Genomic DNA, 22,256 nt, shown 5'->3' on the forward strand with positions numbered 1-22,256 from the left:
CAGTTGTTGATGGGGGGCGATCTCCTCATTCCCGCTCCGCCGGTTCCTGCTGGGTCACGCAATGGATCCCGCCGTAGCCGTATATGAGCTCCTTGGCCATTATGGGCACGATCTCCCGTCCGGGGAAATGCGAGCGCATTATCTCGATGGCCTGACGGTCCTGTGGGTCGTCGAATACCGGCAGGAGCACGACCTTGTTGCCGATGTAGAAATTGGCGTAACTGGCCGGCAGGTTCCTTTCCTCCTCTTCCAGGTACAACGGCTCGGGCATAGGCAGGCGCTGCAGCTCCAGTCCCCGCCGGTCCTTCCAATCCTCCAGGATCCTCCAGTTCCTGGCCAGCACCGGAGCGTTCTCACCGCGCTCCGAGTGAGCGCATAGGACCGACGTTCGCGAGGAGAAGCGGGCGAAGTCGTCGATGTGCCCATCGGTGTCGTCGCCCTCGATGCCCGAGGACAACCATATCACCTCGGGCGTGGAGATGTACTCATTCAGATATCCCTCGATTTCCTTCCGACTAAGGTGGGGATTTCGGTTCTTGTTTAGCAGGCATTGCTCGGTAGTGAGCACCAGCCCCTCGCCGTTGACGTCGATGGAGCCGCCCTCCATGACGATGTTCGGTCTGAAATAGCGCACTCCGGCTCTCTCCACCACTTCCTGACCAGCGATGTCGTCATACAGCAGGTCGTCGTACTTCCCGCCCCAGGCGTTGAATTTCCACTTCACCGCCGCCTTCTTACCGCTCTTCTCATTACGGAGGAAGGTAGGCCCGTAATCACGGATCCACACATCCGCGCTCTTGATCTTCAGAAAAACGACGTGGCGCAGGTCCGCCCCGGCCTTTTCCACGATGCCCCTGGCGCGCTCTTCCGTCTCAATGTCGTTCACCAGTATCTTGACCGTCTCCCCTCCGCTCAAGGCGGCGGTCATCTGTGCGAACACACTCTCCACCTCCTCCAGCACCTCCGGGGGGAAGGTCAGCGGGTTCTTCGGCCAGGAGAGCCAGGTGGCGTCGTGCCTGACCCATTCAGCGGGCATGTTGTATCCCAGGGAGCGCGGGGTCTCTTTCTTCACGATACCACCTCAGGCGAGCTTGCCCTTCTTGATCAACAGTCCGTAGCATTCCGGCCGGCGGTTGTGGAAGAACCTCCACCCCTCCCTGACCCTTGGTCCATGTTCCATATCAACATCCGCCAAAACGATCTCCTCGCCCTTCCCTCCCCGGGCCAGGGTCTTTCCGAAGGCGTCGCAGACGAAGGAGCTGCCGAAGAACTCTGTGTTTCCCTCGGTCCCCACGCGGTTCACCGCGGCCACCGGCATGGCGTTGGCGATGGCGTGTCCGCGCATCACGTTCTCCCAGGCCTGCTGCCAGTCCCCCTCGGCCTGACCGATGCTGCCAACGGTGCCAATGGCCGTGGGATAGAGGACCAGCTCCGCCCCCAACAGGGCCACGGACCGGGCAGCCTCCGGGAACCACTGGTCATAGCAGATGAGCGGTGATATCCGGCCGATCGAGGTCTGGAAGACCTGGAACCCGGTGTCGCCTGGAGCGAAGTAATGTTTCTCGTAGAACCCCTCGTCATGAGGGATGTGGGTCTTGCGGTAGATGCCGAGCAGACGACCATCCCGCTCGAACACTGGAGAGGTGTTAAAAAGTCCCTCGATGGCCGCCTCATATATCGAGCCGCCGACCACCACGATGTCGTTCCTTGCCGCCAGAGCGGAAAGCTCTTCGGTCACCTGTCCTGGAATGGTGTTGAGCCGTCCTCCTCTCTCCCCCTTCCCCTCGGGGTCCTCTTCCCTTGGGAAGTAGAGAGTGGTGAATAGTTCAGGAAAGCAGACCAGGCGCGCGCCCATGGCCGCCGCCTCCTCGGACATGCGTAACGCCTTGTGCAGATTGGATACGACGTCGGAGGACATAGCCATTTGGATCAGGCCAATCTTCAGCGTTCTTTCGGAGGGCATCTGGTAGCGAATGAGGGGTCGTACGATATAACCGTGTCGCTGACCCTCAGTGCGGTCGGATCCGTTCGATGCGCTCCAAGGCCCATTCCGCCCCCTTGCGCAGGTACTCGCTCTTCTCCTGGAGCATGACCTTAAGCAGCGGCACCGAGGAGGGCGAGGTCACCCTCATTTTGTCAGCCATCCGTCCCAAGGCCCAGGCCGCCATCCCCCTGGTCTCCTTGTCCGGATCGGTCAGGAGGATATTCAGCGCCTCGATGGACAGCGCGTCCCCTATGCTCTGCCCGGCCAGCTCTCCCAAGGTCCAGGCCGCGTTGGACCGGACCTCCGGGTCGATGTCCGTGGTCAGGGCCATCAGGATATCCACCGAACGGGAGTCCCCGATTTTCATAAGGGCTAGTTTTCCCAAGCACCAGGAGGCGTCCCGGCGCACCTGGTCGTCCTCAGACGAGGTCAGCGGCAATAAGAATTGCAGCAGCCGGCGGTCCGCCAGGCCGGCCATGAGCAGCTCCCTGGTCTCCTCCAGCGCAGCGCGGTGCTCCTCCACATCCAGGGAGCGCAGCCCTTTCAACATCCCGTCCAGGTCGATGTCCACCAAAGCAATTACCCCTAAGAGGATTTGAGCCTCAGGTCTTCGGAACAGGCTTTTCCTTGTAGAACTCGCAGGTGCCATAGTCGATCTGGCCACGACATTCTCCGTAAATGTCCTTCATGCCCAATGCGTCGAGCCGATAGCGTCTCGCTTTGCAGCTCGCGCATCTGCCGTCCGGCGCGTGCCAAAGGCACGGTTTCTTGTCAGCCTGCTCATCTGCCATGATGCCCTAATCATAATGATTGTTCGTATATTTACGAATAATCGATTGATAACCCGATAAAACAAAAATTTGGGATGGGCCCAGCCGGATTCGAACCGGCGACCTACTCCGTGTAAGGGAGTCGTCATGACCGCTAGACCATGGGCCCTTCGGCAACGGTCATTGGTCAGGGATTATAAAAAGAGAAAGGGGAAAAAGGTTTGTTGAGAGGTTTGGGGCTCACTACAGGAACCCAGGTCCGCGATAGGTCACATCAGCGGAATAGTCGACAGGGCCGTTGTTCGCTGATACGATGACGTACAGCTGATCATAGCCATCGACGGGGAACAGCTTCTGAGCGGTCTCCTGGAGGTCCAGACAGGGGATGTCGATGATCATCCAACCGTCCACAGCGTTATGGGCCACCAGGGTCACCAGGAAGTCCGCCTCCGGCGGAGCTTCGGTGGTCAGATTGGTCAGTGCAACGTCCACTCCGTCCACGGAGACCGCGGCGATGTCCCATCCGTCGTAGGATGTACCCCAGTCGGTCATATAGCGGAAGCCTATAAGGATATCCTGGCCGTCGTAGGCGGAGAGGTCGAAGTTCAGGTCCACCCAGCCGGGGCTGTCACCGGTGAGACCGGGGAGGTTGGCCGTTATGCTCTCCATGGCCGATGGGTTGCTGCTGTTGGTGCAATAATCCTCCACATCGTCCAGGCTGGTCCAAGTGGCCCCGCCATCGGTGGAGACCTGCACGAACCCGTAGTCCCACTCGTTCTCGATGTTCCACTGGGTGTTGATGGTCAGCCAGTGCAGGTATTCGCCGTTCTCGGCGGGAGCGCTCAGGTTGACCTCCAAGGTCAGCAGGTTGTCGATCTGATCACCATTGTTGGAGTTCCAATAGGCTCCGTACTGCCAGCCTGCATGGACGTTGTTGTCGCCATCGAAGGTGAACTTGCCGAACTCGTCATAGTAGCCCAGGTCGTTGAATTTTATGTAATCCGTTCCATAGGCCTGGATGTACTGCAGGGTCCCGAAATCCGAATGATAGACGGGATCCCAGTTTGCCGAGATCGTAGGGTACCACGCGTGCCTTATTCCATAGGCAATGTCAGTCGGACTGAAGCTCTTATAATCGTACAACCCACCACCGATGCTATCATCGAACAGAAGGTTGGCTATCCTCCAGTCATGGAACACCCTATCGAAGGTCATCCGATTGTTGCCCATGTCCAGCAACGCGGCGTTGATGCCGTCCACCCCATTGAGATCACTGAAAAAGATGGCCTGCAGCATCGGCGTGCCGCCGTAGTGGTCGTATAAATAGGTCATGAACAGGAGCACAGCACCATAGTCGCCCAGTATCAGGGATCCCGGCATGTCGCCCCAGACGGTCAGGGAGTTGTCAGGCCAATTTAGGTAGTAGGCTATATCTATCATGTCCAACCCGTATCCGCACAGGAACTCGGCCGCCATCGACAGGCCTTCATTGACCCAGGTAGCCTCGTCGGGGTCCTGCTGATCGTGCAGCAGGTGCTGGTACTCGTGAGCGAATGTGGACTCATAGACATATGGCCTGGTCACGTTGTTGCCGATCCTGTCTATCCAGTCGTAGCAATCGATGTGCATGACGTTGCGGTCGTACAGTGTCCGGATGAAGCTCCAGTAATATCCAGCGGTGTAAGCGTTGTAATCCGTGGCGTCATACCAGTTCTCATCGATCATGTTGAAAACCACGATCATTACCTTCCCAGTGTCGTTGGTGGGGAAGAGCATATCGGAGATGTTAGACTGGGTCAGGTTGTTATCGTCGTACAAGTACTGCCAGGTCGCCATGTCGGGGCTGGACCCGTTCAGGGCCGGGGCATCGATGAACGTCTTAGTCTCAATCGGGTAGATGTTGTTGTCGAACTGGTCGATCATGTACGCGACCTGCCAGTCCTGGATGTCGACCAAAGAGTTACGGGGGTCCAATGCGCTGTAGAACGAGCAGTTGTCCGCGACCCAAAGCTCGCAGTGCTCGCCCTCTCCGCGCTTGGTTATGTTGATGACATTGTACGCATCGTACCAAGTGGCGTTCGCCACATCAGTGAAGGGTGCGCCAGTCTCATTCCAGAAGGTCCCCGTGGTTATGAACGGCATAGTCGTGTTCACAGGTATGTTGTCCACAAGCGCTACATCAGTATCGCTCGTGGTTAGTTCCAATTTAGGCCCGGCCAGATCTGTGACCGTCCGCTCCCTGAGCTCCGGGTCTGCACAAACCGCAATCTGCTCAGGAATAGCCGAAGCGTCCACCTCGGCCGACTGGCCGGCGCTGGGGACCATCACGAAAAAGGCCCCAGATATCATGGTGAGCGCAATGACCATAGCTAATATTTTTTGCAATCTATTCATCATCAATTATCTCCTCCCGCCCCCCCTTGCTTCCGCTAGCTCCTCAGGGCGATTTAAAGCTAATATTTCATTCTGGGTTATATAATGTTTCGATGGGTCAGTATCAAAAATCGCGTTTCTGTATAAATACTGCTGAAAATCGACAGGAAATTGGGCGTTCGTCGAAATCGCCCCATCAACCCTCCGAAAAGGATTTAGTCCGGCTCTTTCATGGTTATCGGTCAAACGGTGATCTCGTAGTGGCCAATAATGAGCATAAAGGTTCCAGGTTCCGGGAGGCTATGAGCCTGCCGGAGACCGGCCCCGCCCTGAGAAGGTATTTTGTCAACACCATGTTCGACAGCACCTTCGCCGTGCTGGGCATAATCATAGGCACAGCCCTTACCGCGGATACGGACAAGGGGTTGGTCATCGCCACCATCATAACCAGCTGCGTGGCGTTAGCCATATCCACTGGCACCAGCGTCTATGAGGCTGAGAGCCTGGAACAGTCCCGCCGCCTGGACGAGATCGGACGAGCCATGCTGCGTCCGGTGGGAGAGACCAATCTGGGCAAGGCAGCCAAGACCAGCGCCGCCATCATCGCCTTGGCCAATTCCATGGCTCCATTGATGGCCGGGGTCATAATCCTCTCGCCATTCCTGTTATTGGGAGAGGGGACGATAGTGGCGGCCGCCGAAGCGGCCATCATGCTGGCGATAATCCTACTGTTCATAACCGGGTTCATAATGGGGCGGCTGAGCGACAGAAACCCCTGGTGGAAGGGGCTAAGAATGGCCGCGGTCGGCCTGGTGGCCTTCGTGATCTGCTACTTCATCGGCGGAATGGTGTGATCACGACCTGCGCAGCAGGACCTCGTACAGCTTCTTGGTGATGGGCGGTGACGGGTCGTCGAACTCCTTTATATGCAAAATCTCGTAGCCACTGGAAAGCCGCCTGACCTTCTCCTCCGGGAAGTAGTGCACCACGAACCCGATGGGGTTCTGCCACATGTCCTCGCCCTTGTGCGGACCCTTTCCGAAATGGGGATCGTGGTCGTTCCGCACGGAGTAGAGATTCAACCCACCAGGCCGGAGCACCCTCCGGCACTCGTCCAGAATGAACTGGATCTCCTTCTCCCACAGTTCCATGGTGAACAGCATGTGCGAGTAGACCGCGTCCACCGAGGCGTCAGGGAGAGATATTCCAGTGCGCACGTCCTGGCACAGGAGATTGACCTTGGAATCCAGGCACATCTCCTTGGCCCTGTCCTTCATCTGGCAGATGCCCGATTCGGAGTAGTCGAGGGCGGTGACCTTGAACCCCTCCTTGGCGAAAAGACAGGTATCCCGCCCCTGCCCGCATCCCAGCTCCAATATGTCCTTGCAAGCATACTTCCTGAAAATGTCCACGGCCCGACGCCCGAGATCACTTGGCCCAGTGCCAAAGTAGTCGGCCTTGGTGGTATAGGCTGAGTTCCATTGTTTTCTTTGGGTACCTTCTTCCATGCCTTCGCCGTCCCTTAGGTCCTCTTTTTCAATATCGTTCTCGCGTCCATGCTTATGTTGATATGGGTCGTGAGAACAGGTCCTTGCTTCCAGTCGAGTTCATCTACCATCTCCCGCCCCACGGCAGGACGGTCATGATGATATCTCCAATCTCTGACACTCATAAATACATATAATATTAATTATATAGGAATATAAAAATTATTTATTGTTAAGGCTCGTGGCCCTTCCCGACGCTCAGCAGATGCGAGGGACCGGATCACCGACGGGAGGTTCCAGTATGCGCCGGCCACCGACCTCGGTGCGCATCATGACATGCTTGACGGCGTTGCTGGCCCGGCCAACGATGGCCGCGTTTCGTCCGTGCTCGTCGACACGAAGAGCTTTCAAAATATCCTCCGCCATTTCCGGGACGCAGGCGATGATGACCTTTCCTTCGTTGCCGATGGTCAGGGGATCCAGACCAAGCATTTCGCTGGCGTTGCGCACCGCCTCTGAAATAGGAATGTCCTTCTCCACCAGCTCGATGCCCACCTTGGACTTGGAGCTCCATTCGTTGATGGCGTTGGCGAAGCCGCCGCGAGTGGCGTCCTTCATGGAGGTTATTCCACCCACCTCCAGCAGCTTCCCGATCATGTGGTTCAGGGGGGCGCAGTCGCTCTGCACCTTGCTCTCGAATCCGTATCCCTCGCGGAAGGAGAGCAGGGCGATGCCATGGTCCCCCAGGGTCCCGGAGGCCATTATCACGTCCCCGTCCCGCACGTTGTCGTCCGTGAGCCAGCGTGAATCTATCTTACGATAATCGGAGGCGACCTTCACATTGTGATCCATGGACGGGTGGCGCTTGCCTATCGCCGCGGCGGATATGACCATCCTGTCGATGGCGCCCTTCTCCATTACCTTGGTGTCGCCGGTGACCACCGGGACGCCAGCGATCTCCGAATAGCGACCCACGCTCTTGACCACCCTTTCCAGGACCTCGATTTCCAACCCTTCCTCTAGGATCATGGACATGGACAGCGCCAGGGGCTTCCCGCCCATGACCGCGATATCGTTGACCGTGCCGCTGACCGCCAGGGATCCGATGTCCCCGCCGGGGAAGAAAAGGGGCTTGACCGTATGCCCATCCGTGGTGAACACGATGTCGTCGACCACGGCTGCGTCGTCCAAGGAGTCCAGAGGGACCTCGGTCCTTATCTTGGGATAGAAGGGCGTGATCGATCTGGCGATGAGCTCCTGCATCATCTCCCCGCCAGCCCCGTGGCCCATGGTGACCCGCTTCATGAGCCTTGGAAGAAAGGATGCAGATAAAAAAGGTTGCTTTAGAATGAAAGAGAAGATAGAATAAAAAGGAAAAGTGATAAAAGGTGGCTGGCCAGGCCACGTTAGGGCGTTCAATCCTTCTTGGACTGCTTTTCCGCCTTCTTCTGCATCTTCTCCTCGCGACCTTCCCTCTGCAGCCTGCCCGGGGCCCACCAGGCCTTCTTGCCCATGACAGCCAGACCGGCCGGAACGATGTAGGTCCTGACGATCATGGCATCGAGAAGCACGGCCACCGAAAGGGCGAAACCGAATTCCTGCAGCATGGCGTTGCTGGACAGCATCATGGACCCGAATGCACCGACCATTATCAGCGCCAGGGCGGTGATGATGCCGCCGGTCCAATCCACCGCGTCCACCACGGCCTGCTTGGTGTCCTTACCCTTGTGATACTCCTCCCTGATGCGGGTCAGGATGAACACATTATAGTCAATGCCTATGCCCATCAGCATGACGAATAGAATGAGCGGGATGAGCCACAGGACCGGCAGTCCCATGAGGGTCCCGAACACAAAGTTCGTCAGGGCGAAGGCCCAGGTGATGCTCATAGCTATCGAGATCACGGCGAAGGTCGGCAGCAGTATGGAACCGAGCACGATCATCAGCACTACGAAGATGCCAATGATCACCAGTATCTCGATGTTGGTGAACTGGGCGGAGGTGCTCTGGCTCGTATCGTACAGCGCAGCGGTCGTTCCGCCTACCAATATCTGCGAATCGGCCAATAGCGGTTCCTGGTCCTTCGCATCAGCCATCTCGCCCCTCAGTTCATGCATGAACTTCACCGACCCGGCGCTCTGCGGCTGGTCGACCAGTATCACCGTCAGCAGCATGCTCTTGTTGTCTTTGCCCATGCAGGAGAGCATGCTGGACATTACCTGTGCCCTCTCCTCGTCGGGCAGGTAGGTCAGGTTGCGGTAGTCGATAGGTTCGCCGTAGGGGTAGGTGATGCCCGTAACCTTCTGCACCTCTGACTGCGCGGCGATGGTCGCAGTGACGTTATTCAATGCGTCCAGATAGGCATAATTGAAGGTCGTGCCGTCGTAGATCACCGTTTCACCGGTGACAACGATCTGGGTGGGCGTGATGGAGCCGGCCCCGAAATCGTCGGTCAAGGTCCTCATACCCCCGATGCTCTCCGAGTCACCCATGGCTCCGATGAAATCGAAGGAGGTCTCCGTGGTCACGAACAGATAGGTGGTGGGAACGGTGACCAGTATGGCCGCTATCAGCACCACCTTGGCGTGATTCACCGAGAACGTGGCCGCCTTGTGGAAGTAGCCATGATTCCCGGCCTTCTTCTTCTCCATGAACTTGGTGGCGTATTTCTCCCACCTCTTCCCGGTCGTGGGCCAGAATATCTTGTTTCCCACGAGCATCAGGATGGACGGGATCAGGGTCAGGGCCACCAGGAGAGCGATGATTATGGCACCGGCCATGACTAGGCCCATGGTCTGCACGAAGGCGAATTTTGCGGTGGCCATGGCCAAAAAGGCGATGATGACCGTGGAGGCACTAGTAGCGACCGATTCTCCGGCCCAGGTCAGCGAGGTATGCACGGCCTCTTCCCGGTTCGCACCCTTTATGCGCTCCTCCCGGTAGCGCGTGACGATGAAGATGGAGTAGTCCGTACCCACGCCCATCAGCAGGGCGAACAAGATAGTGGAGATCATGTAGTTGACGTCAAATATCGTGGACGCCAAGATGAACACCATAGCCTCACTAACGCCAATGGTGACGCCCACCGCGCCCAAAGGCAGGAACTGCCCGACAACTGTGCGGAACAGATAGCCCATCAGGACCAATATCACGATGATGGTGATTGGTTCGATCAGGGACATGTCCTTGCCGGAGTCCTCCTTCATATCAGCGGATATGGCGGCCTCGCCGGTAACGTAGGTGGTCACTTCGTAGCCGGTGTCCTCCTTGGCCTCGTCGAGGATGTCCCGAACTTCGGGCACCACGTCGGTCGTGGAAAAGCTGCCGTCCTCGGAGATGAAGGACGCGCTGACGCTGAAGGACAGCATCATCAGCATGGTCCGATTGTTGGGGGAGATAAAGCCGCTGATCAGCTGGTCAGGCATGGCCACCGGGTAGGTGTCCAGGGTGCCAGTGCTGAGCAGCGAAAGGACGTAGAAGTATACGTCGATCGGGTTGTACGTGGGGCCCAGGTCGTAGACCTCCTGCAGGAAGGTCATGTTGCTAACGCCGGCCATGTTGGTGATCATGCCCAAAGTGAAGGCGTGCACCACCGTCTGGTTGTTGAAGTTCCCCATGTTGAAAGAGCCCAGGACGGAGGTCATAACCTGCTTGCTGGATTCCTCCAGTGGCAGGCTGTTGATGAAGGTAGGGGCGACCGAACCGACGCAGTACGCGCCGCGGACCGCCGGATCGGTTACCAATGAAATGTTGCTTGCAGTGTAGTTCCAGGTGGCTGCGAAGGCCCCGTAGTAACCGTAGGTCAGGGCCGAGGTGTTAGCGTCCGCGCCGACCAGGTAGGAACTCAGCGTGCCCATGGTGGCCGAGTAGGCGTAGGCGGAGGCGTTCGTCTCGTTAGAGTCGGTAGCGTAATATCCCGCCCAGTTTTGAACATGGAGGGCCGGGATGCCCCACAGCAGGAAGGCACTCTGGTTCACCTGGGTCTCGGCGGAGTACATCTCCGGCCCGAGCGTGGTGACGGTCATGTATATGATCTGGCCCGCGTAGGAGTATATCGAGGAAGTGCTCTCGAGATAGGGAAGGTCCGCGCTCTCCAAATTCTGCTGCAGCTCGATGACGTAGTCCCGGGCGTCAGTCCCGGTCATGTCATCCGATTGCAGCACGATGATAAGGGTGCTGTTGGAAACGGAACTTTGGAAGTTCTCCGCGATGATGTTCGCGGCGAGGCCGGACTCGCTGGTGTCCTCACCGGACGCCATGTTAGAGCTGTAACTGACCACGTCGTTGAGGGACATCATGGCTGGGACGCTGGCCAATAGGGCGATGACCCAGATCACGATGATGAGCTTGTATCTTTTAGTGACTATATTGGCTAATTTGTCGAATACCATCGGTAAGCCTCTTTCCGGAAGAGATGACTCGCCAATATTGATTATATTTATAGACTTGTTGTCACTACAGAAGTGACATGCCCGATATAATCGACCACCTTCAGAAGCTGGGCCTAAGCGAGTACGAGGCCAAGGCCTACGTGGCCGCGGTGGCTCTGGGAGAAGGAACGATCAAAGAGATCAGCGAGGAGAGCAAGGTGCCTCGGTCCAGAGCGTACGATATCATGGAACGTCTTCTGGAGAAAGGGTTCGTGGAGGCCGGGAACACCGTCCCCCGCTGTTACCGGGCCAACGATCCCGCCGAGGCCTTCGACCATCTCATCGTTGAGATAGAGAGCTCCAGGGACGAGGTGGTCAAGGCGCTTGACGAGATCGGCCAGCGAGCTGAGAGGCGCGACAATCCCATATGGACCATCAAGGGAGAATGGGCCATAGACCACAAGGTCAGCGAGATGTTGGATTCGGCCCAGAAAGACGTGGTCATAATAAGTTTGCACAACAGCTATCTGCGAAGGTACGCCAAACAGATAGCCAGAGTATCTGCGGAAAAGCCGATCACCGTGTTGATCGCCCACGATGCCGAGGGCTTCGTCGGATTGCTGGGGAAGGCCAGGACGATCAAATTAAGCGACAAGATGCTCAGCCCTCCCGAGCCGTTCATGACCGGCACCATGGACCTGATGCCGAAGGACCCCGAGTACGATGTGGAGCTGCTGATGGTCTGCGATCACGGCGACTCGATGGTGCTGTCCAAGGAGGGCAACGGCCATCGAGCGATAATAAGCAGCGGGACAGTGGTGGACTACTTCATCAACAGGATAATGGAGATGGCCATGATGGAAGCGAGGGGCGGCGAGTGATGATAAATAGATGCCATTGAAGTACTGGCATTGGAATCAATGTCTCGATATTCCGTTCTATTAATATTAGCATAGAACGTGCCGACTGGTGAACAATAATCTTATCAACCACCGCACTTTACCTACAGGCAGGGCTCGTAGGGTAGCCTGGATTATCCTTTTGGCCTTCGAAGCCGACGACTGGGGTTCAAATCCCCACGGGCCCGCCATTCCTGTTATTCAGTGGTCCGTTCGCCAAAGGGAAGAATATGGAGGGAAACGTCTTGGTACCGTTCACCGCGGAGCTATCCACACGCGCTGAAGAAAATGTCGCTGTGAACGAGACAGATACCGTTAGCGATATATGCGCGGTTCCGGATACAGTGTTCGTCGACGACGAGGTCGGTTCGTCCGAGCGACCCAATCGACGATAAAGAAGAGGGAAACAACATGGACGGTATGATATTGGTCGTCGCACTATTTCTGCCAACGATAGTTCTTGTGGGATTGGCCTTGATGGTCCTGCGCAAGAGGAAGAAGAAGGGGTCGGCAGGGAAGAAGTGAACTCCTTTCGACGGGGCTGACCGGCCTCATTGATTCCATTTTATTCTGCAAGGCCACAGTGCCCGACCGTAAGGCGCAAGTTCAGAATCTCATCCATCGTCCTCACTGGTGGACAGCGCTCTTCAACCATTGACCCGGATCGCCCGATCAGCATCGCTTTGTGCAAAAGGGTCATTACCGTCCACTATATCTCCTCCTCATGGACCCATCAGTGCTCCTCGGGCTGACCGCCGGTTTCATCACCACCATAGGATTCGTCCCTCAGATAGTAAAAGGGTTGAAGACCGGGAGCATGAAGGACGTCTCCTTGACCATGCCATTGGTCCTGATAGGCGGCATGTCCATGTGGTTGGTTTACGGTCTAATGATTAGTGATTTGCCAATCGTTCTCTGGAACTCAGTGTCCGTTCTACTCAACGTGGCGCTCGTGATCCTAAAGGTCCGCAGCATCTGACCACATGGAACGGGGAACGATGGTGAGGTTGGTGGCGACCCCATTTTCTATATCATCACATAAAGAAATCGGTTGCTTGAGGTAATATCAAGATATGGAAGCCTTTCCCAAATCGGTCAGGCCGTAGACCCGCCAGTTCTTGTTCTGCCGCCAGACTATCATTCCAGCCTTCTCCAATATGCTAAGGTGGTAAGAGAGTTTAGAATCGCTGAGACCGGTGAGGTCCTTCAAAACGCAAGGGCAGAGCTCGCTCCCGCCCAGAAGGTATATGATCGATATCCGGACCGGATCAGATAAGGCCTGATGTCTCTCCGCAATCATCTTCATGGTCTTTTCATCCGGCAGGCTGGCCTGGAGCCTATCTCGACCTCCGGCCTCCTTCAGGCCGGCGGCCACCTCCGGAGGTAAGGCACCGTCCCTGTCCTCGGACCGACTTTCATACTGTCCTGCCATCTATCCGGTCACCTCTTGACAAAAACAGCTACCTTACATTATTATTTTGCGCTGGTTGGCGGCCAAACAATAAAACGATTATTCAAGGAGCAGCAGGCCAACAGAGACGAAGTCGAACCTAGTGACCTTACCATATCGCATATCCTGGCAGGGGATGGTGCTCAACTGCCATCCGACCTTCCTGGCCGTGGCAAAGACATCCATCCCCGCCGCCTCCATGCTTGGCCGCACCAGGTCCATGTTCCGGCATTTGCGCCTCACGCTCTCATCCACGACCCCCTCCGCCTCCTCGGCCACGCAATGCTCGCAATATATGCACGGATAGGCTCCGAAGGCAAAGGCCTTGTAAAAGCCGTCGTAGAAGGCGGTCTTCTCCAGCCGGTGCATGGTACGGTTGACCCAGAGTATGAGTTCCTTATACCATGGATGGAAGTCCTCAGGCACGTCCTCGGGGCGAGCCCCCTCCCGGCCAGGCACACCATCGAACCTAACCAGCAAGGCGTGTTCGTACTCCCCCAGCATCCTGCGGGTCTCCTCAGGTTCAGGAACGTACGGAGGGCACGATAGGTGCTTGGCATATCCCTTGCAGCCATATCGGCACTTGAAGCGCACCCATTCTGAGACGACTACCTCATTGGCGCTCATCTTGGCGACGAGGGCGTTACAGTCCCTGGCCACCTCTTCAAGCCGGTCGATTTCTGCTGATGTCGTCAACACGCGCCTCACCGAATGAAATATTCCGACACCCCGGTATTAAACATGTTGGGCGGATGGGACCAAGCGGGTTCAGTATCAGAATATGTCCAGCACTCTGACGTAACGATACAGAAGGTATATGACCAGACCATAGGCCACTACCCGGACCACGAACACGGACGGACCTAGATTGTCGGACATACCAAATAGGACCAGCAAGTGGGAGAAACCGAAAAGGGCGAAGATGATGGCCATCATCAGGGGGAGGGTGTGCTTGCTCCGGTGGTAACCTATCAGCCCCACCGAGACGATGACCAGGCAAAGCAACAGATTGACCAAGGTAACTATATCGCTGTCCGTCTTCCCCACCTGCATCAAAGATTGATTTTAACAGTATAAAAAGACCTGTCAATGGTCATGCGAAGGGCTCATTTGACAGGAAGGGCAAAGGACAGAGGTCCGGCCCCCGACCTGTGCGGATATGAGCACATCAACGCAAACTGGGCACGGTCCGCCGACCTCCCGCTGCCGCAACAGATATCCTGACGGCAGCCTCGAGAAGTCCGTACCTACGGAAATGGAGGTGTTCAGTACACTGCCGATCCGCCCCCTCAACTTGACCAGCTTTCTGGCGGACAGTTCATTGGCGATGGCACGGGGGTGCACCTTCTCCTGGAACAGCACTTCATCGGCGTACAGGTTCCCGACCCCGGCCAATATGCCCTGGTCCAGGAGTAGCGGTTTGATGGCCCCTCTCCGATTCCCGATTCTGGCCACGAACTCATCGTCGGTGATAGACAGGGCGTCAGGTCCCAATCCTTTTTCGGCGACGAACCCAGGCACATCACGTACGTGACCGAACCTGCCGAAGCGCCGGGGGTCGTCCAGGACCAAGGCACCCCTGTCCAATGTAATTCTGAGCCGCTCGTGGCCGGTCCGCTCTTCCTGACCTTTTAGAAAATGAAGGGAACCGCTCATGCCCAGATGGATATGGATATATCCGGTGCCGAGGTCTATGAAGAGGTTCTTCCCGTGCCGCGCGGTGCCCTGGACGGTCCTCCCGACGAAGCGGTCCGAGAGATCGTCCGTTTTAGGGTCCAGCATCTTCTGGTCTAGGACCTTGACGCCCCAGACCCTGCCCCCCAGGGAGTGAAGGTCCACGAACCTCCTCGCCATCTCTACCTCTGGAAGCTCAGGCATCAGCTACGTATCGCCAGGCCGATAGATAACCCCCACGGGAGCTGCGAACCACCTGCACCAGGTCCGACCTGGTCACAAGTGTCCAATTCGCTTTAGTAAAGTGGTCGACCTAAGACGGTCCAAGGAACGGATCGGAGGGTTAAAACACATGAACGACAACGAATGGGCTTGCGGTAAGGACACTAATTGGAGGTCAATGAAGGGGTTAAGCTGGAGGATCACCTTCAGCGCCCTGTCCATCATGGTATGGTTCGCCTTCGTCATCGCCTGGCTGTTCTTCCTGGCCGATGATTATGGCGTTTTGCAGAACATAGGCGTGCTGCTACTGTCGGTGGTGACGGTAGCTGCGATCAACATCCCGGTCTGGATGTCCTTTGCCAGGTCGATGGGGGAAGTTCCGAAGATGTCCTGCGAAAAAGAGGGTCACGATATGGCCGGGGGCGCCCTGGGACTGATATGGGTTGTAGCCGTGGGGCTATGGCTCTTCTTCTACGCCAACGACTATAGCATCTACCAGAACCTGGCCGTGCTGCTGCTGTCGATAGCTCCGGTGGCCGCCGCGAGCATGCTTATGAAGCGGTGAACTACCACATCAACATAGGAGGTTCGGCGGCCGCCTTGGTCACGACCTCCTTCAACTTTTCCAAGGTCGGCACTCCCCCGAAAAGGGTCAGCTTCTCATTGATGAAGAGGGCGGGGGCCACTGCCGGCCCGTACTTCTTATACAATGGCATTATCTCACCGATGAAGAAGTAATGGATGCTCATCTGGGCCTCGGTGGCGGTCACCATGTCGATTTCGGCCTCTATCCCGGTCTCCTTCAGCACCTCCCTTATCCGCTCGACGTATTGCTTGTCGTAGGCCGCGGTCTGGGGCTGGCAGCAGGAGGCGGAGAAGATGGTCAGACGCATTTTAGTCTCCATAGAGCTCCTTACCTACCTTCCTCAGACTGTCCATGCCGTAGATATCGGTGTCGAAGAGCGGGACCTGCCTGTTTGGAATAGTGGAGAAACGCTGGTCTATCTCCTTCAGATATTTGTCTTGGGTGGCCCGGCGCCTCTCCAGGAACCAGTTGCCCTTCAGGACCTCCCTTGGTATTACCTCGTTGATTATGAGCGAACGGACCTTTATGCCGAACCCGCCCAGGTCCTCTATGGCGCGGGCGGTCTCCTCGATGGGCAGCTTCTCTGGCAAGAGGACCAGGTTGAAGGCGGACACGCTATCGTCGGAAAGACCCTTAACCGACTTGTCGTAGCGCACCTTCTCCGCTTCCAGGTCGGCCACCATGTTCTCGTCATAGACGAATCCCAGCACCTCGGACAGCTCCCGGCGGTTCTTGATCTGGTTGGAGATGTAGCCGGACCAGTCGAAGGGCATGGACAGCTCCCGGAGGGTGTGCCCGGTCGGAGCGGTGTCGAATACCACCTTGTCATGCTCGGTGTCCTCGAAGTAGCTGACGAACTGGTCGAAGGCGGCTATCTCCTCTGTACAAGGCGTGGAGAGAAGCTCGCTGCCGAACATGGAGGAGAACCCTTCCATCATCCCCTCCAGCCTGGTCTGGAACACTCCCATAGCCTTCTTGGGGTTGATGTTCAGCCCGCACAGGTTGCGCTCCGTCCCGATCTTGGTGATGTCCGTGGCGCTGATCTCCTGCCCATATATAGCGGACAGGCTGACGGTGGGGTCCGTGGCTACAATGAGCGTCTTGTAATCATGGTCAGATAGCCAGGTGGCGGTCGTGGCGGCCATGGTGGTCTTGCCCACCCCGCCCTTGCCGCCGAAAAACAGGAATTTACGGTTCTCTATGACGTCCCGCATGTTCTCTTGTTTCATTTGAATCGGGGGAAGAAAGAAGGAACAATAGATATTCTTTTCGAAAATTTAGAACATAGAATGATTGTTCCTCCGGTTTCGATGGATAACGATTTATAATGAATGCTACAATTTTCGTTGGAGGTTTTCTCTTTGGAGGATTCTACCTCAGATGATGTCAAATTCAAGAAATTGAGACGGTTCAACGCTATAATGGGTGTTTTTCACTTCATCCAGGCGGCGGTGATGTTAGCGATCGCGAACTACGATGTGAAGATGACGTTCACCACCTCATACCTTGACGCGACCAACGGCTATCCGCCGACCATCCCGGGATCGCCTGTGGAACTGTTCTCCGTGCCCCTGGGTCCCATGGTGGCCATATTCCTGCTGATGTCGGCCATAGCCCACTTCAGCGTCTCCACCTTCGGCTACAACTGGTACGTCAAGAACCTGAAGATGAACATGAACAAGGCTCGTTGGTTCGAGTACGCCCTGTCCTCCTCCTTCATGCTGGTGGTCATCGCCTGGCTCTGTGGAATGTTCGACTTCGTCTCGATAATACTGCTCTTCAGCGTGAACGCCTGCATGAACCTGTTCGGCTACATGATGGAGCTGCACAACCAGAAGACGGAGAAGACGGACTGGACCTCGTTCATCTTCGGCTGCTTCGCCGGCATCATGCCCTGGGTCGCCCTGTTCATGTACTTCACCGGGGTCAGGGGAGGCGGCCCACCGGGCTTCGTGTACGGCATCATGATATCCATCGTCTTCTTCTTCAACATCTTCGCCCTGAACATGGTGCTGCAATACAGGAAGAAGGGGAAGTACCAGGACTACCTCTACGGAGAGAAGATTTACATCGTGCTAAGCCTGGTGGCCAAGACCGCCCTGGCCTGGCAGGTGTTCTCCGGGACTATGGTGGGCAGCTGAGCCCACCAAACACCTTCCTTTTTTTAATTCTCTGACCTGAACCTTATGATCTTCCCGTGGCTAACCAGGCGTCCATTTTCCAGCACGGATATCGCACCATGCCCGCCGCACACCAAACACTTATGATTAGGCCCGGAGCTGATCTCCAGCTCCTCGATCAGCCTGATCAGTCCAGCGCGCTCCTGTCTGGCCTTGCCGCTATCCACGTTCACCGTGGTCATGAGGTTCTTGGCCAGGGTGGCGAACTCCTTCCGTTCCTCGCTCAAGCTGTCGAAGTTGATCAGACTGTCCCCGGTGAATATCACCAGCTCCTTGGGCAGCAGATAGAACACCTGCCCCTGGGTGTGCCCGCCGAAGCCCTCCAGGACCTCGCATTCCATGCCGGCCACGTCCGTGCGGGCTATCACCATGAAATCCCCCCTGCGCCCCAGTTCCGTCACCGGGAAAGTGCTGGGGCCGTCGGCCACCGAGAACCCGGAGAACAGGTTGATCAGTTTGGTGTAGATTTCCGCCAGCACCGAACCCTCGCTCTCCGAGCCGTAGGCCCGGTTGGACTGACGGATCACATCCACGGTATCCAGATGCATCCAAACCTCGGCGCTCAACTGGCCCGCGGAACCGGCGTGGTCCGCGTCGCCGTGGGTCAGCAAGGCCTTCCGCACCATCCCCATCCCGCCCCACCCCTCGCTCTCCATAAGGCCGTCCAGGTCCCGGAAGTAGATGCCGAACCCGGTGTCGATCATGGTGACCTCCGCCCCCCTCCTCAGCAGATAGCAGTTCCCTCCGCAGGGCAGCTGCACGCAGAGCAGGTCCACCTGGCCCAGGCCCACCTCCTGCAGGTCAGCGTAGAAACCATCGCCGGAGGTCCCTTTCAGCTCCTTCCCGGTGCGCAGCACGTCCGAGAAGGCCTGCTTGGGATCGCTTCCCAGGTTCATGAGCTCCTGCGCCACGTGATTGACGTCGGAAAGGAGGCGGAGCAGGAAGGCATCCTCGGCCTGGCCTATGATCTGGCGAAGCTCCTGGGCGAAGCGAATGTAGAAGACCGTGTCGTCCAGGTGCTGCCCGGTGGTATCGTACTCCAAGATCTCCAGCGGATAGCGGGTCTTGAGGTCCTCCAACAGCCGGTCCACTGCCCCGGCCTCCTCCACGGTAAGGGAGACGGTCAGGCGCTCCGGGTGTTTGCCCCGGTCATCAAAGTCCAGGAAGTCGATGTTGCACTTGGCGGCAGTGGTGAAGTTGAGGAAGTCGAACAAAGCCCCGCTGCGGTTGGGGAGCACCACCTGGAACTTGAGGAAGCTGGGCAAGATCATCTGTCCCTGGAGATATCCGATGGTCTCCAGCTCCGACCTCATGGCCTGATACTGATCCTCAGAGCAACGGGCCTCGAAGAAGACCGTGTACGGGTCGATACGCTTGTCGTACTGGATGCGGTCGATGTTGCCGCCGTGCCGCTTGACGATCTCCGCGGCCCGGTGCAACGCACCTGGCTCGTCCGGCATCTTGGCGACGAAATAGTGGCGCTGCATCGTGAAGGGAAAACGAACCCTGCCCATTATACCTTGGTCATGTACTCGCCCGGCCGGCAGTTGACCGGCAGGTCAACGAAATGCCGTGGTTCAAATACCCACCGGCCAATCAAAAACACATGGTCGGAACCCCGGTCCTGAAGCGTCTGCTCGCGTTCGGCCTCGTGGCCGCGCTCATCGCGACCAGCCTGGTCATGATATTCACCCCCTCTATCGAGGAACTGCCGGAAGGCGACCTGCCCACCTTCGTAAGCGAGGCCCAGCTCAGAAATTTCCTCAACGAGCGCGGCGGTCACCAGGGTAACCAATCGGGCATGGACGCCGAAACCGGAGCGAACTACTACTCCCAGACCAACGTCCAGGTGTCTGGCGTGGACGAGCTGGACATCGTAAAATCCGACGGTGAGCTCTTGTATGTGTCCAACTCGCTGGGCGTCACCATCATCAAGGCCACCCCGGCGGGGTCCATCTCCAACGCATCGAACCTAAGCGTCGCCGACCTCCTCGGGGCTGAAGATGCGAACGGGTACGTTCAAGGACTTTTCATCCATGATAATATCCTGGCCGTGGTTGTGGTCGAGTACGACTACAGCGACATACCTTACGACTTCTACAATTTCTCGTACTATCCGATCAACAACGAATACGTGACCTGCTGCCTGCTGGACATGACCGACCCGTATTCGCCACAGGTGCTCAACAGATACTCCCTCAGCGGATATTTCGTTGGAGCCAGGATGATAGGTGATAACATGTACCTGCTCGGCCAGGAGAGCGCCTGGTCCATGGGGGAGATCGCTCTCCCCCAGACCGGCGTCGACGGTGACCTGAAGGAGGTCGAGGCCACCAGCATCCGCTTCGACCCCCAATCGGATGACGCGGGCAGCTTCCTAAACATAATGGCCCTGGACCTGGTGACGTTCGATAGCAACTTCACATCCCTCCTAACCGGATATTCCAGCGTCCTGTACGTCTCGCACGAGAACATGTACCTGACCTATCCGGGTTACGGCGAAGGGTCATCTGGGGACACCGTATTCGCCAAAAATTCCGTAGTGACCACCATATTCCGTCTTAATATGGACGGCATCGAGGTCGTTCCCCGGGCCAAGGGCTACGTCGAAGGATATCCCCTGAACCAGTTCTCGCTGGACGAGCTCGACGGGGTCCTGCGCATGGCCGTCAGCACCGGATGGTCCGACGGAGAGACCAGGGTCTACACCCTGGACCAGGACCTGCACGTAATCGGCTCCCTCAACGGCATCGCTCCGGGGGAGTCCATGCAATCCTCCAGGTTCATGGGGACGACGCTCTACCTGGTGACCTTCCTGAACACCGATCCCCTGTTCATCATCGACCTGAGCGATCCGGCCTCACCAGAGATAATAGGCGAGATAGTGGTCCCGGGATTCTCCACCTATCTGCACCCCTGCTCCCCGGAACTGTTGGCCGGTATAGGTCTTGAGAACTGGACGTTGAAGATCTCCCTGTTCAACGTGAGCGATCCAGCATCCCCCGAGGAGATCGACACCATCATCGCTCCGACGAACACCTGGTCCGATTCCTTGTGGGAGCACAAGGCGGTCCTGTTCGACGGGAGGGACGGCCTGCTGTTCATACCGGTCTTCGGATGGAACGAGTACACCTATGAAGCGTGGCAGATGGTCTACGTCATACAGGTCTCGGACGACGGGCTCACCTTGAGATCCAACGTGACCGTCGGGGAATCCTACGGGCAGGTGCGATGCTCGATAATAGATGATGTGCTATACACCATCACATCCACGGATGTGACCGCCTGGAACATGGGGTCCTGGACCATGCTGGACACGCTGACATACTGCTCAGGTACAAGCACGCCTGGATTGATTTACGGCGTGGAAGAACGGTAGGCAGGGGGTAATCTTCCTGAAGGTCGAACTGGACAAGACGGCGCTGTTCGCCCTGGCCTCGGACACGCGCCTCAAGCTTCTCAAGGCCCTGCAGGGAGAGCGCCGCACCCTGTCCCAGCTTGCGGAACATCTTGATGTGGACAAGGCTGCAGTGCATCGCCACTTGAAAAAGCTGGAAGAAGGCGGGCTGATAAAGAAGGACGACGACCACGGGTTCATCTATTACTCCCTCACCTGGAAGGCCAGGGACTTGATCTCTCCGGGTGACAACACCCGCATCGTCGTATTATTGTCCACAGCCCTGGTCCTCTTGGTGATATGCTCCATACTGATCGCCGTGGCCTCTACCGGAGTTCCAGGGGTCGGGAAAGCCACTGGTGCCAATGATACGGAAGCTAACAGCCTGGTTTCGGACAGGGTTCAGGAAGTGCAGTCCGCCCTGTACGTCGCCGTGATCATAGTGGTCTTTGTAGCAGGCATAGCCGGGTTCATGGCCCTCAGCATCCTTCACCCCCCAAAACAATCAGGAGCCTCGAGGGCGGAGGACTGGGAAAAATCAGATATCGAAGAGGAAGGGCGAACCGCTGACCAGGATTGACCCAGGTCTCACTTCATCTTGGCAGCCATGCTGACGGCCACCTTGAACTGATTAAGCATGCACGGTTCGACGTAATATCCTTTCATAGTGCGTAGCTCGCCGTACATATCCTCGGGGGACTTACCGACCAGCTCCTTAACCGATCTGATCCCCAGGATGTAAAGGGGTTCCGCCACCTTCTCCCCGACTATGGGGATGGTCCGCAGCTCCCGCAAGACCGCCTCTTTATCGTCCACGTCCATGGGTGATGGTTATGGCAGGGGCTAGAATATAATCATTTTCCA

General features: G+C 57.0%; 23 protein-coding genes and 2 tRNA genes. 8 read left to right on the plus strand and 17 right to left on the minus strand.

The features are described from left to right. Positions 1-25: 25 nt before the first annotated feature. The 6 genes from NT131_00425 to NT131_00450 all read right to left on the minus strand — a co-directional run bounded on the left by NT131_00425 (position 26) and on the right by NT131_00450 (position 5,151). Positions 26-1,072 (minus strand): agmatine deiminase family protein, encoded by a 1,047-nt coding sequence (locus tag NT131_00425; protein MCX6650115.1) that lies wholly within the window; start codon positions 1,070-1,072, stop codon positions 26-28. A gap of 9 nt (positions 1,073-1,081) precedes the next feature. Then, positions 1,082-1,963, minus strand: a complete 882-nt coding sequence (locus NT131_00430) for a carbon-nitrogen hydrolase (protein ID MCX6650116.1) — start codon at positions 1,961-1,963, stop codon at positions 1,082-1,084. Between the two features lie 46 nt (positions 1,964-2,009). After that, positions 2,010-2,555: a HEAT repeat domain-containing protein gene (locus NT131_00435; protein MCX6650117.1), complete on the minus strand. Its 546-nt coding sequence runs from the start codon at positions 2,553-2,555 to the stop codon at positions 2,010-2,012. Between the two features lie 31 nt (positions 2,556-2,586). After that, positions 2,587-2,775 (minus strand): hypothetical protein, encoded by a 189-nt coding sequence (locus NT131_00440; protein ID MCX6650118.1) that lies wholly within the window; start codon positions 2,773-2,775, stop codon positions 2,587-2,589. A gap of 75 nt (positions 2,776-2,850) precedes the next feature. Then, positions 2,851-2,923, minus strand: a tRNA-Val gene (locus NT131_00445). A 74-nt stretch (positions 2,924-2,997) separates the two neighbouring features. Continuing rightward, entirely contained in the window at positions 2,998-5,151 is a 2,154-nt protein-coding gene (locus NT131_00450) for an immune inhibitor A (protein MCX6650119.1), read from the minus strand. A gap of 278 nt (positions 5,152-5,429) precedes the next feature. On the opposite strand from NT131_00450, the gene NT131_00455 reads away from it, so the two are divergent. Continuing rightward, positions 5,430-5,981, plus strand: coding sequence for a VIT1/CCC1 transporter family protein (locus NT131_00455; GenBank protein ID MCX6650120.1), 552 nt, complete (start codon positions 5,430-5,432; stop codon positions 5,979-5,981). Here the strand turns inward: NT131_00455 and NT131_00460 are convergent, their stop codons facing one another. From NT131_00460 to NT131_00470, 3 genes are all read right to left on the minus strand, one after another. Continuing rightward, on the minus strand, positions 5,982-6,635 hold the full coding sequence (locus NT131_00460; protein MCX6650121.1) for a class I SAM-dependent methyltransferase: 654 nt from the start codon (positions 6,633-6,635) through the stop codon (positions 5,982-5,984). It abuts the gene before it with no gap. Positions 6,636-6,872: 237 nt separating this feature from the next. Beyond that, entirely contained in the window at positions 6,873-7,919 is a 1,047-nt protein-coding gene (gene hypE / locus NT131_00465; GenBank protein ID MCX6650122.1) for a hydrogenase expression/formation protein HypE, read from the minus strand. 110 nt (positions 7,920-8,029) lie between these two features. Then, on the minus strand, positions 8,030-11,005 hold the full coding sequence (locus tag NT131_00470; GenBank protein ID MCX6650123.1) for an MMPL family transporter: 2,976 nt from the start codon (positions 11,003-11,005) through the stop codon (positions 8,030-8,032). A 77-nt stretch (positions 11,006-11,082) separates the two neighbouring features. Between NT131_00470 and NT131_00475 the strand changes: the two genes are divergently transcribed. From NT131_00475 to NT131_00485, 3 genes are all read left to right on the plus strand, one after another. Further along, a complete protein-coding gene (locus tag NT131_00475; GenBank protein ID MCX6650124.1) occupies positions 11,083-11,865 on the plus strand; it encodes a hypothetical protein in 783 nt (260 codons plus the stop codon). A gap of 131 nt (positions 11,866-11,996) precedes the next feature. Further along, a tRNA-Arg gene (locus tag NT131_00480) sits at positions 11,997-12,074 on the plus strand. Between the two features lie 533 nt (positions 12,075-12,607). Next, positions 12,608-12,862, plus strand: coding sequence for a SemiSWEET transporter (locus NT131_00485; protein ID MCX6650125.1), 255 nt, complete (start codon positions 12,608-12,610; stop codon positions 12,860-12,862). An 87-nt stretch (positions 12,863-12,949) separates the two neighbouring features. On the opposite strand, the gene NT131_00490 is transcribed toward NT131_00485, so the two are convergent. From NT131_00490 to NT131_00505, 4 genes are all read right to left on the minus strand, one after another. Continuing rightward, entirely contained in the window at positions 12,950-13,315 is a 366-nt protein-coding gene (locus tag NT131_00490; GenBank protein ID MCX6650126.1) for a metalloregulator ArsR/SmtB family transcription factor, read from the minus strand. 78 nt (positions 13,316-13,393) lie between these two features. Beyond that, positions 13,394-14,032 (minus strand): DUF2284 domain-containing protein, encoded by a 639-nt coding sequence (locus NT131_00495; GenBank protein MCX6650127.1) that lies wholly within the window; start codon positions 14,030-14,032, stop codon positions 13,394-13,396. A gap of 75 nt (positions 14,033-14,107) precedes the next feature. Beyond that, positions 14,108-14,386 (minus strand): hypothetical protein, encoded by a 279-nt coding sequence (locus NT131_00500; GenBank protein MCX6650128.1) that lies wholly within the window; start codon positions 14,384-14,386, stop codon positions 14,108-14,110. A 33-nt stretch (positions 14,387-14,419) separates the two neighbouring features. Next, the gene (locus NT131_00505; GenBank protein ID MCX6650129.1) at positions 14,420-15,211 is read right to left on the minus strand and encodes a hypothetical protein; all 792 of its coding nucleotides are present in this window, start codon (positions 15,209-15,211) and stop codon (positions 14,420-14,422) included. A gap of 148 nt (positions 15,212-15,359) precedes the next feature. Between NT131_00505 and NT131_00510 the strand changes: the two genes are divergently transcribed. Further along, positions 15,360-15,794, plus strand: a complete 435-nt coding sequence (locus NT131_00510; GenBank protein MCX6650130.1) for a hypothetical protein — start codon at positions 15,360-15,362, stop codon at positions 15,792-15,794. Between the two features lies 1 nt (position 15,795). On the opposite strand, the gene NT131_00515 is transcribed toward NT131_00510, so the two are convergent. Together NT131_00515 and NT131_00520 are read right to left on the minus strand one after the other, a co-directional pair. Next, complete coding sequence (locus tag NT131_00515) at positions 15,796-16,122, minus strand: thioredoxin family protein (protein MCX6650131.1); 327 nt, start codon at positions 16,120-16,122, stop codon at positions 15,796-15,798. Between the two features lies 1 nt (position 16,123). Then, positions 16,124-17,044 carry a TRC40/GET3/ArsA family transport-energizing ATPase gene (locus tag NT131_00520; protein MCX6650132.1) on the minus strand — a complete coding sequence of 307 codons (921 nt, stop codon included), beginning with the start codon at positions 17,042-17,044 and terminating at the stop codon, positions 16,124-16,126. Positions 17,045-17,176: 132 nt separating this feature from the next. On the opposite strand from NT131_00520, the gene heR reads away from it, so the two are divergent. Continuing rightward, complete coding sequence (heR, locus tag NT131_00525; GenBank protein MCX6650133.1) at positions 17,177-17,956, plus strand: heliorhodopsin HeR; 780 nt, start codon at positions 17,177-17,179, stop codon at positions 17,954-17,956. 23 nt (positions 17,957-17,979) lie between these two features. Here the strand turns inward: heR and NT131_00530 are convergent, their stop codons facing one another. After that, positions 17,980-19,482 carry an MBL fold metallo-hydrolase gene (locus NT131_00530; protein MCX6650134.1) on the minus strand — a complete coding sequence of 501 codons (1,503 nt, stop codon included), beginning with the start codon at positions 19,480-19,482 and terminating at the stop codon, positions 17,980-17,982. Positions 19,483-19,601: 119 nt separating this feature from the next. On the opposite strand from NT131_00530, the gene NT131_00535 reads away from it, so the two are divergent. Together NT131_00535 and NT131_00540 are read left to right on the plus strand one after the other, a co-directional pair. Further along, positions 19,602-21,374, plus strand: a complete 1,773-nt coding sequence (locus tag NT131_00535) for a beta-propeller domain-containing protein (protein ID MCX6650135.1) — start codon at positions 19,602-19,604, stop codon at positions 21,372-21,374. Positions 21,375-21,426: 52 nt separating this feature from the next. Continuing rightward, positions 21,427-21,972: a winged helix-turn-helix domain-containing protein gene (locus tag NT131_00540; GenBank protein ID MCX6650136.1), complete on the plus strand. Its 546-nt coding sequence runs from the start codon at positions 21,427-21,429 to the stop codon at positions 21,970-21,972. Positions 21,973-21,980: 8 nt separating this feature from the next. Here NT131_00540 and NT131_00545 read toward each other — a convergent pair whose 3' ends face one another. Beyond that, complete coding sequence (locus NT131_00545; protein MCX6650137.1) at positions 21,981-22,214, minus strand: hypothetical protein; 234 nt, start codon at positions 22,212-22,214, stop codon at positions 21,981-21,983. Positions 22,215-22,256: the final 42 nt, after the last annotated feature.

This window comes from Methanomassiliicoccales archaeon, from assembly GCA_026394395.1.
GTDB lineage: Archaea > Thermoplasmatota > Thermoplasmata > Methanomassiliicoccales > UBA472 > UBA472.

Bases quoted from the DNA above. Each gene is read 5' to 3' on its own strand.
- NT131_00515 (MCX6650131.1), bottom strand. From the start codon at position 16,122: ATGCGTCTGACCATCTTCTCCGCCTCCTGCTGCCAGCCCCAGACCGCG.
- NT131_00545 (MCX6650137.1), bottom strand. From the start codon at position 22,214: ATGGACGTGGACGATAAAGAGGCGGTCTTGCGGGAGCTGCGGACCATC.
- NT131_00505 (MCX6650129.1), bottom strand. From the start codon at position 15,211: ATGCCTGAGCTTCCAGAGGTAGAGATGGCGAGGAGGTTCGTGGACCTT.
- NT131_00485 (MCX6650125.1), top strand. From the start codon at position 12,608: ATGGACCCATCAGTGCTCCTCGGGCTGACCGCCGGTTTCATCACCACC.
- NT131_00520 (MCX6650132.1), bottom strand. From the start codon at position 17,044: ATGAAACAAGAGAACATGCGGGACGTCATAGAGAACCGTAAATTCCTG.
- hypE (MCX6650122.1), bottom strand. From the start codon at position 7,919: ATGAAGCGGGTCACCATGGGCCACGGGGCTGGCGGGGAGATGATGCAG.
- NT131_00510 (MCX6650130.1), top strand. From the start codon at position 15,360: ATGAACGACAACGAATGGGCTTGCGGTAAGGACACTAATTGGAGGTCA.
- NT131_00460 (MCX6650121.1), bottom strand. From the start codon at position 6,635: ATGGAAGAAGGTACCCAAAGAAAACAATGGAACTCAGCCTATACCACC.
- NT131_00530 (MCX6650134.1), bottom strand. From the start codon at position 19,482: ATGCAGCGCCACTATTTCGTCGCCAAGATGCCGGACGAGCCAGGTGCG.
- NT131_00440 (MCX6650118.1), bottom strand. From the start codon at position 2,775: ATGGCAGATGAGCAGGCTGACAAGAAACCGTGCCTTTGGCACGCGCCG.
- NT131_00500 (MCX6650128.1), bottom strand. From the start codon at position 14,386: ATGCAGGTGGGGAAGACGGACAGCGATATAGTTACCTTGGTCAATCTG.
- NT131_00450 (MCX6650119.1), bottom strand. From the start codon at position 5,151: ATGATGAATAGATTGCAAAAAATATTAGCTATGGTCATTGCGCTCACC.
- NT131_00490 (MCX6650126.1), bottom strand. From the start codon at position 13,315: ATGGCAGGACAGTATGAAAGTCGGTCCGAGGACAGGGACGGTGCCTTA.
- NT131_00475 (MCX6650124.1), top strand. From the start codon at position 11,083: ATGCCCGATATAATCGACCACCTTCAGAAGCTGGGCCTAAGCGAGTAC.
- NT131_00470 (MCX6650123.1), bottom strand. From the start codon at position 11,005: ATGGTATTCGACAAATTAGCCAATATAGTCACTAAAAGATACAAGCTC.
- NT131_00535 (MCX6650135.1), top strand. From the start codon at position 19,602: ATGGTCGGAACCCCGGTCCTGAAGCGTCTGCTCGCGTTCGGCCTCGTG.
- NT131_00455 (MCX6650120.1), top strand. From the start codon at position 5,430: ATGAGCCTGCCGGAGACCGGCCCCGCCCTGAGAAGGTATTTTGTCAAC.
- NT131_00430 (MCX6650116.1), bottom strand. From the start codon at position 1,963: ATGCCCTCCGAAAGAACGCTGAAGATTGGCCTGATCCAAATGGCTATG.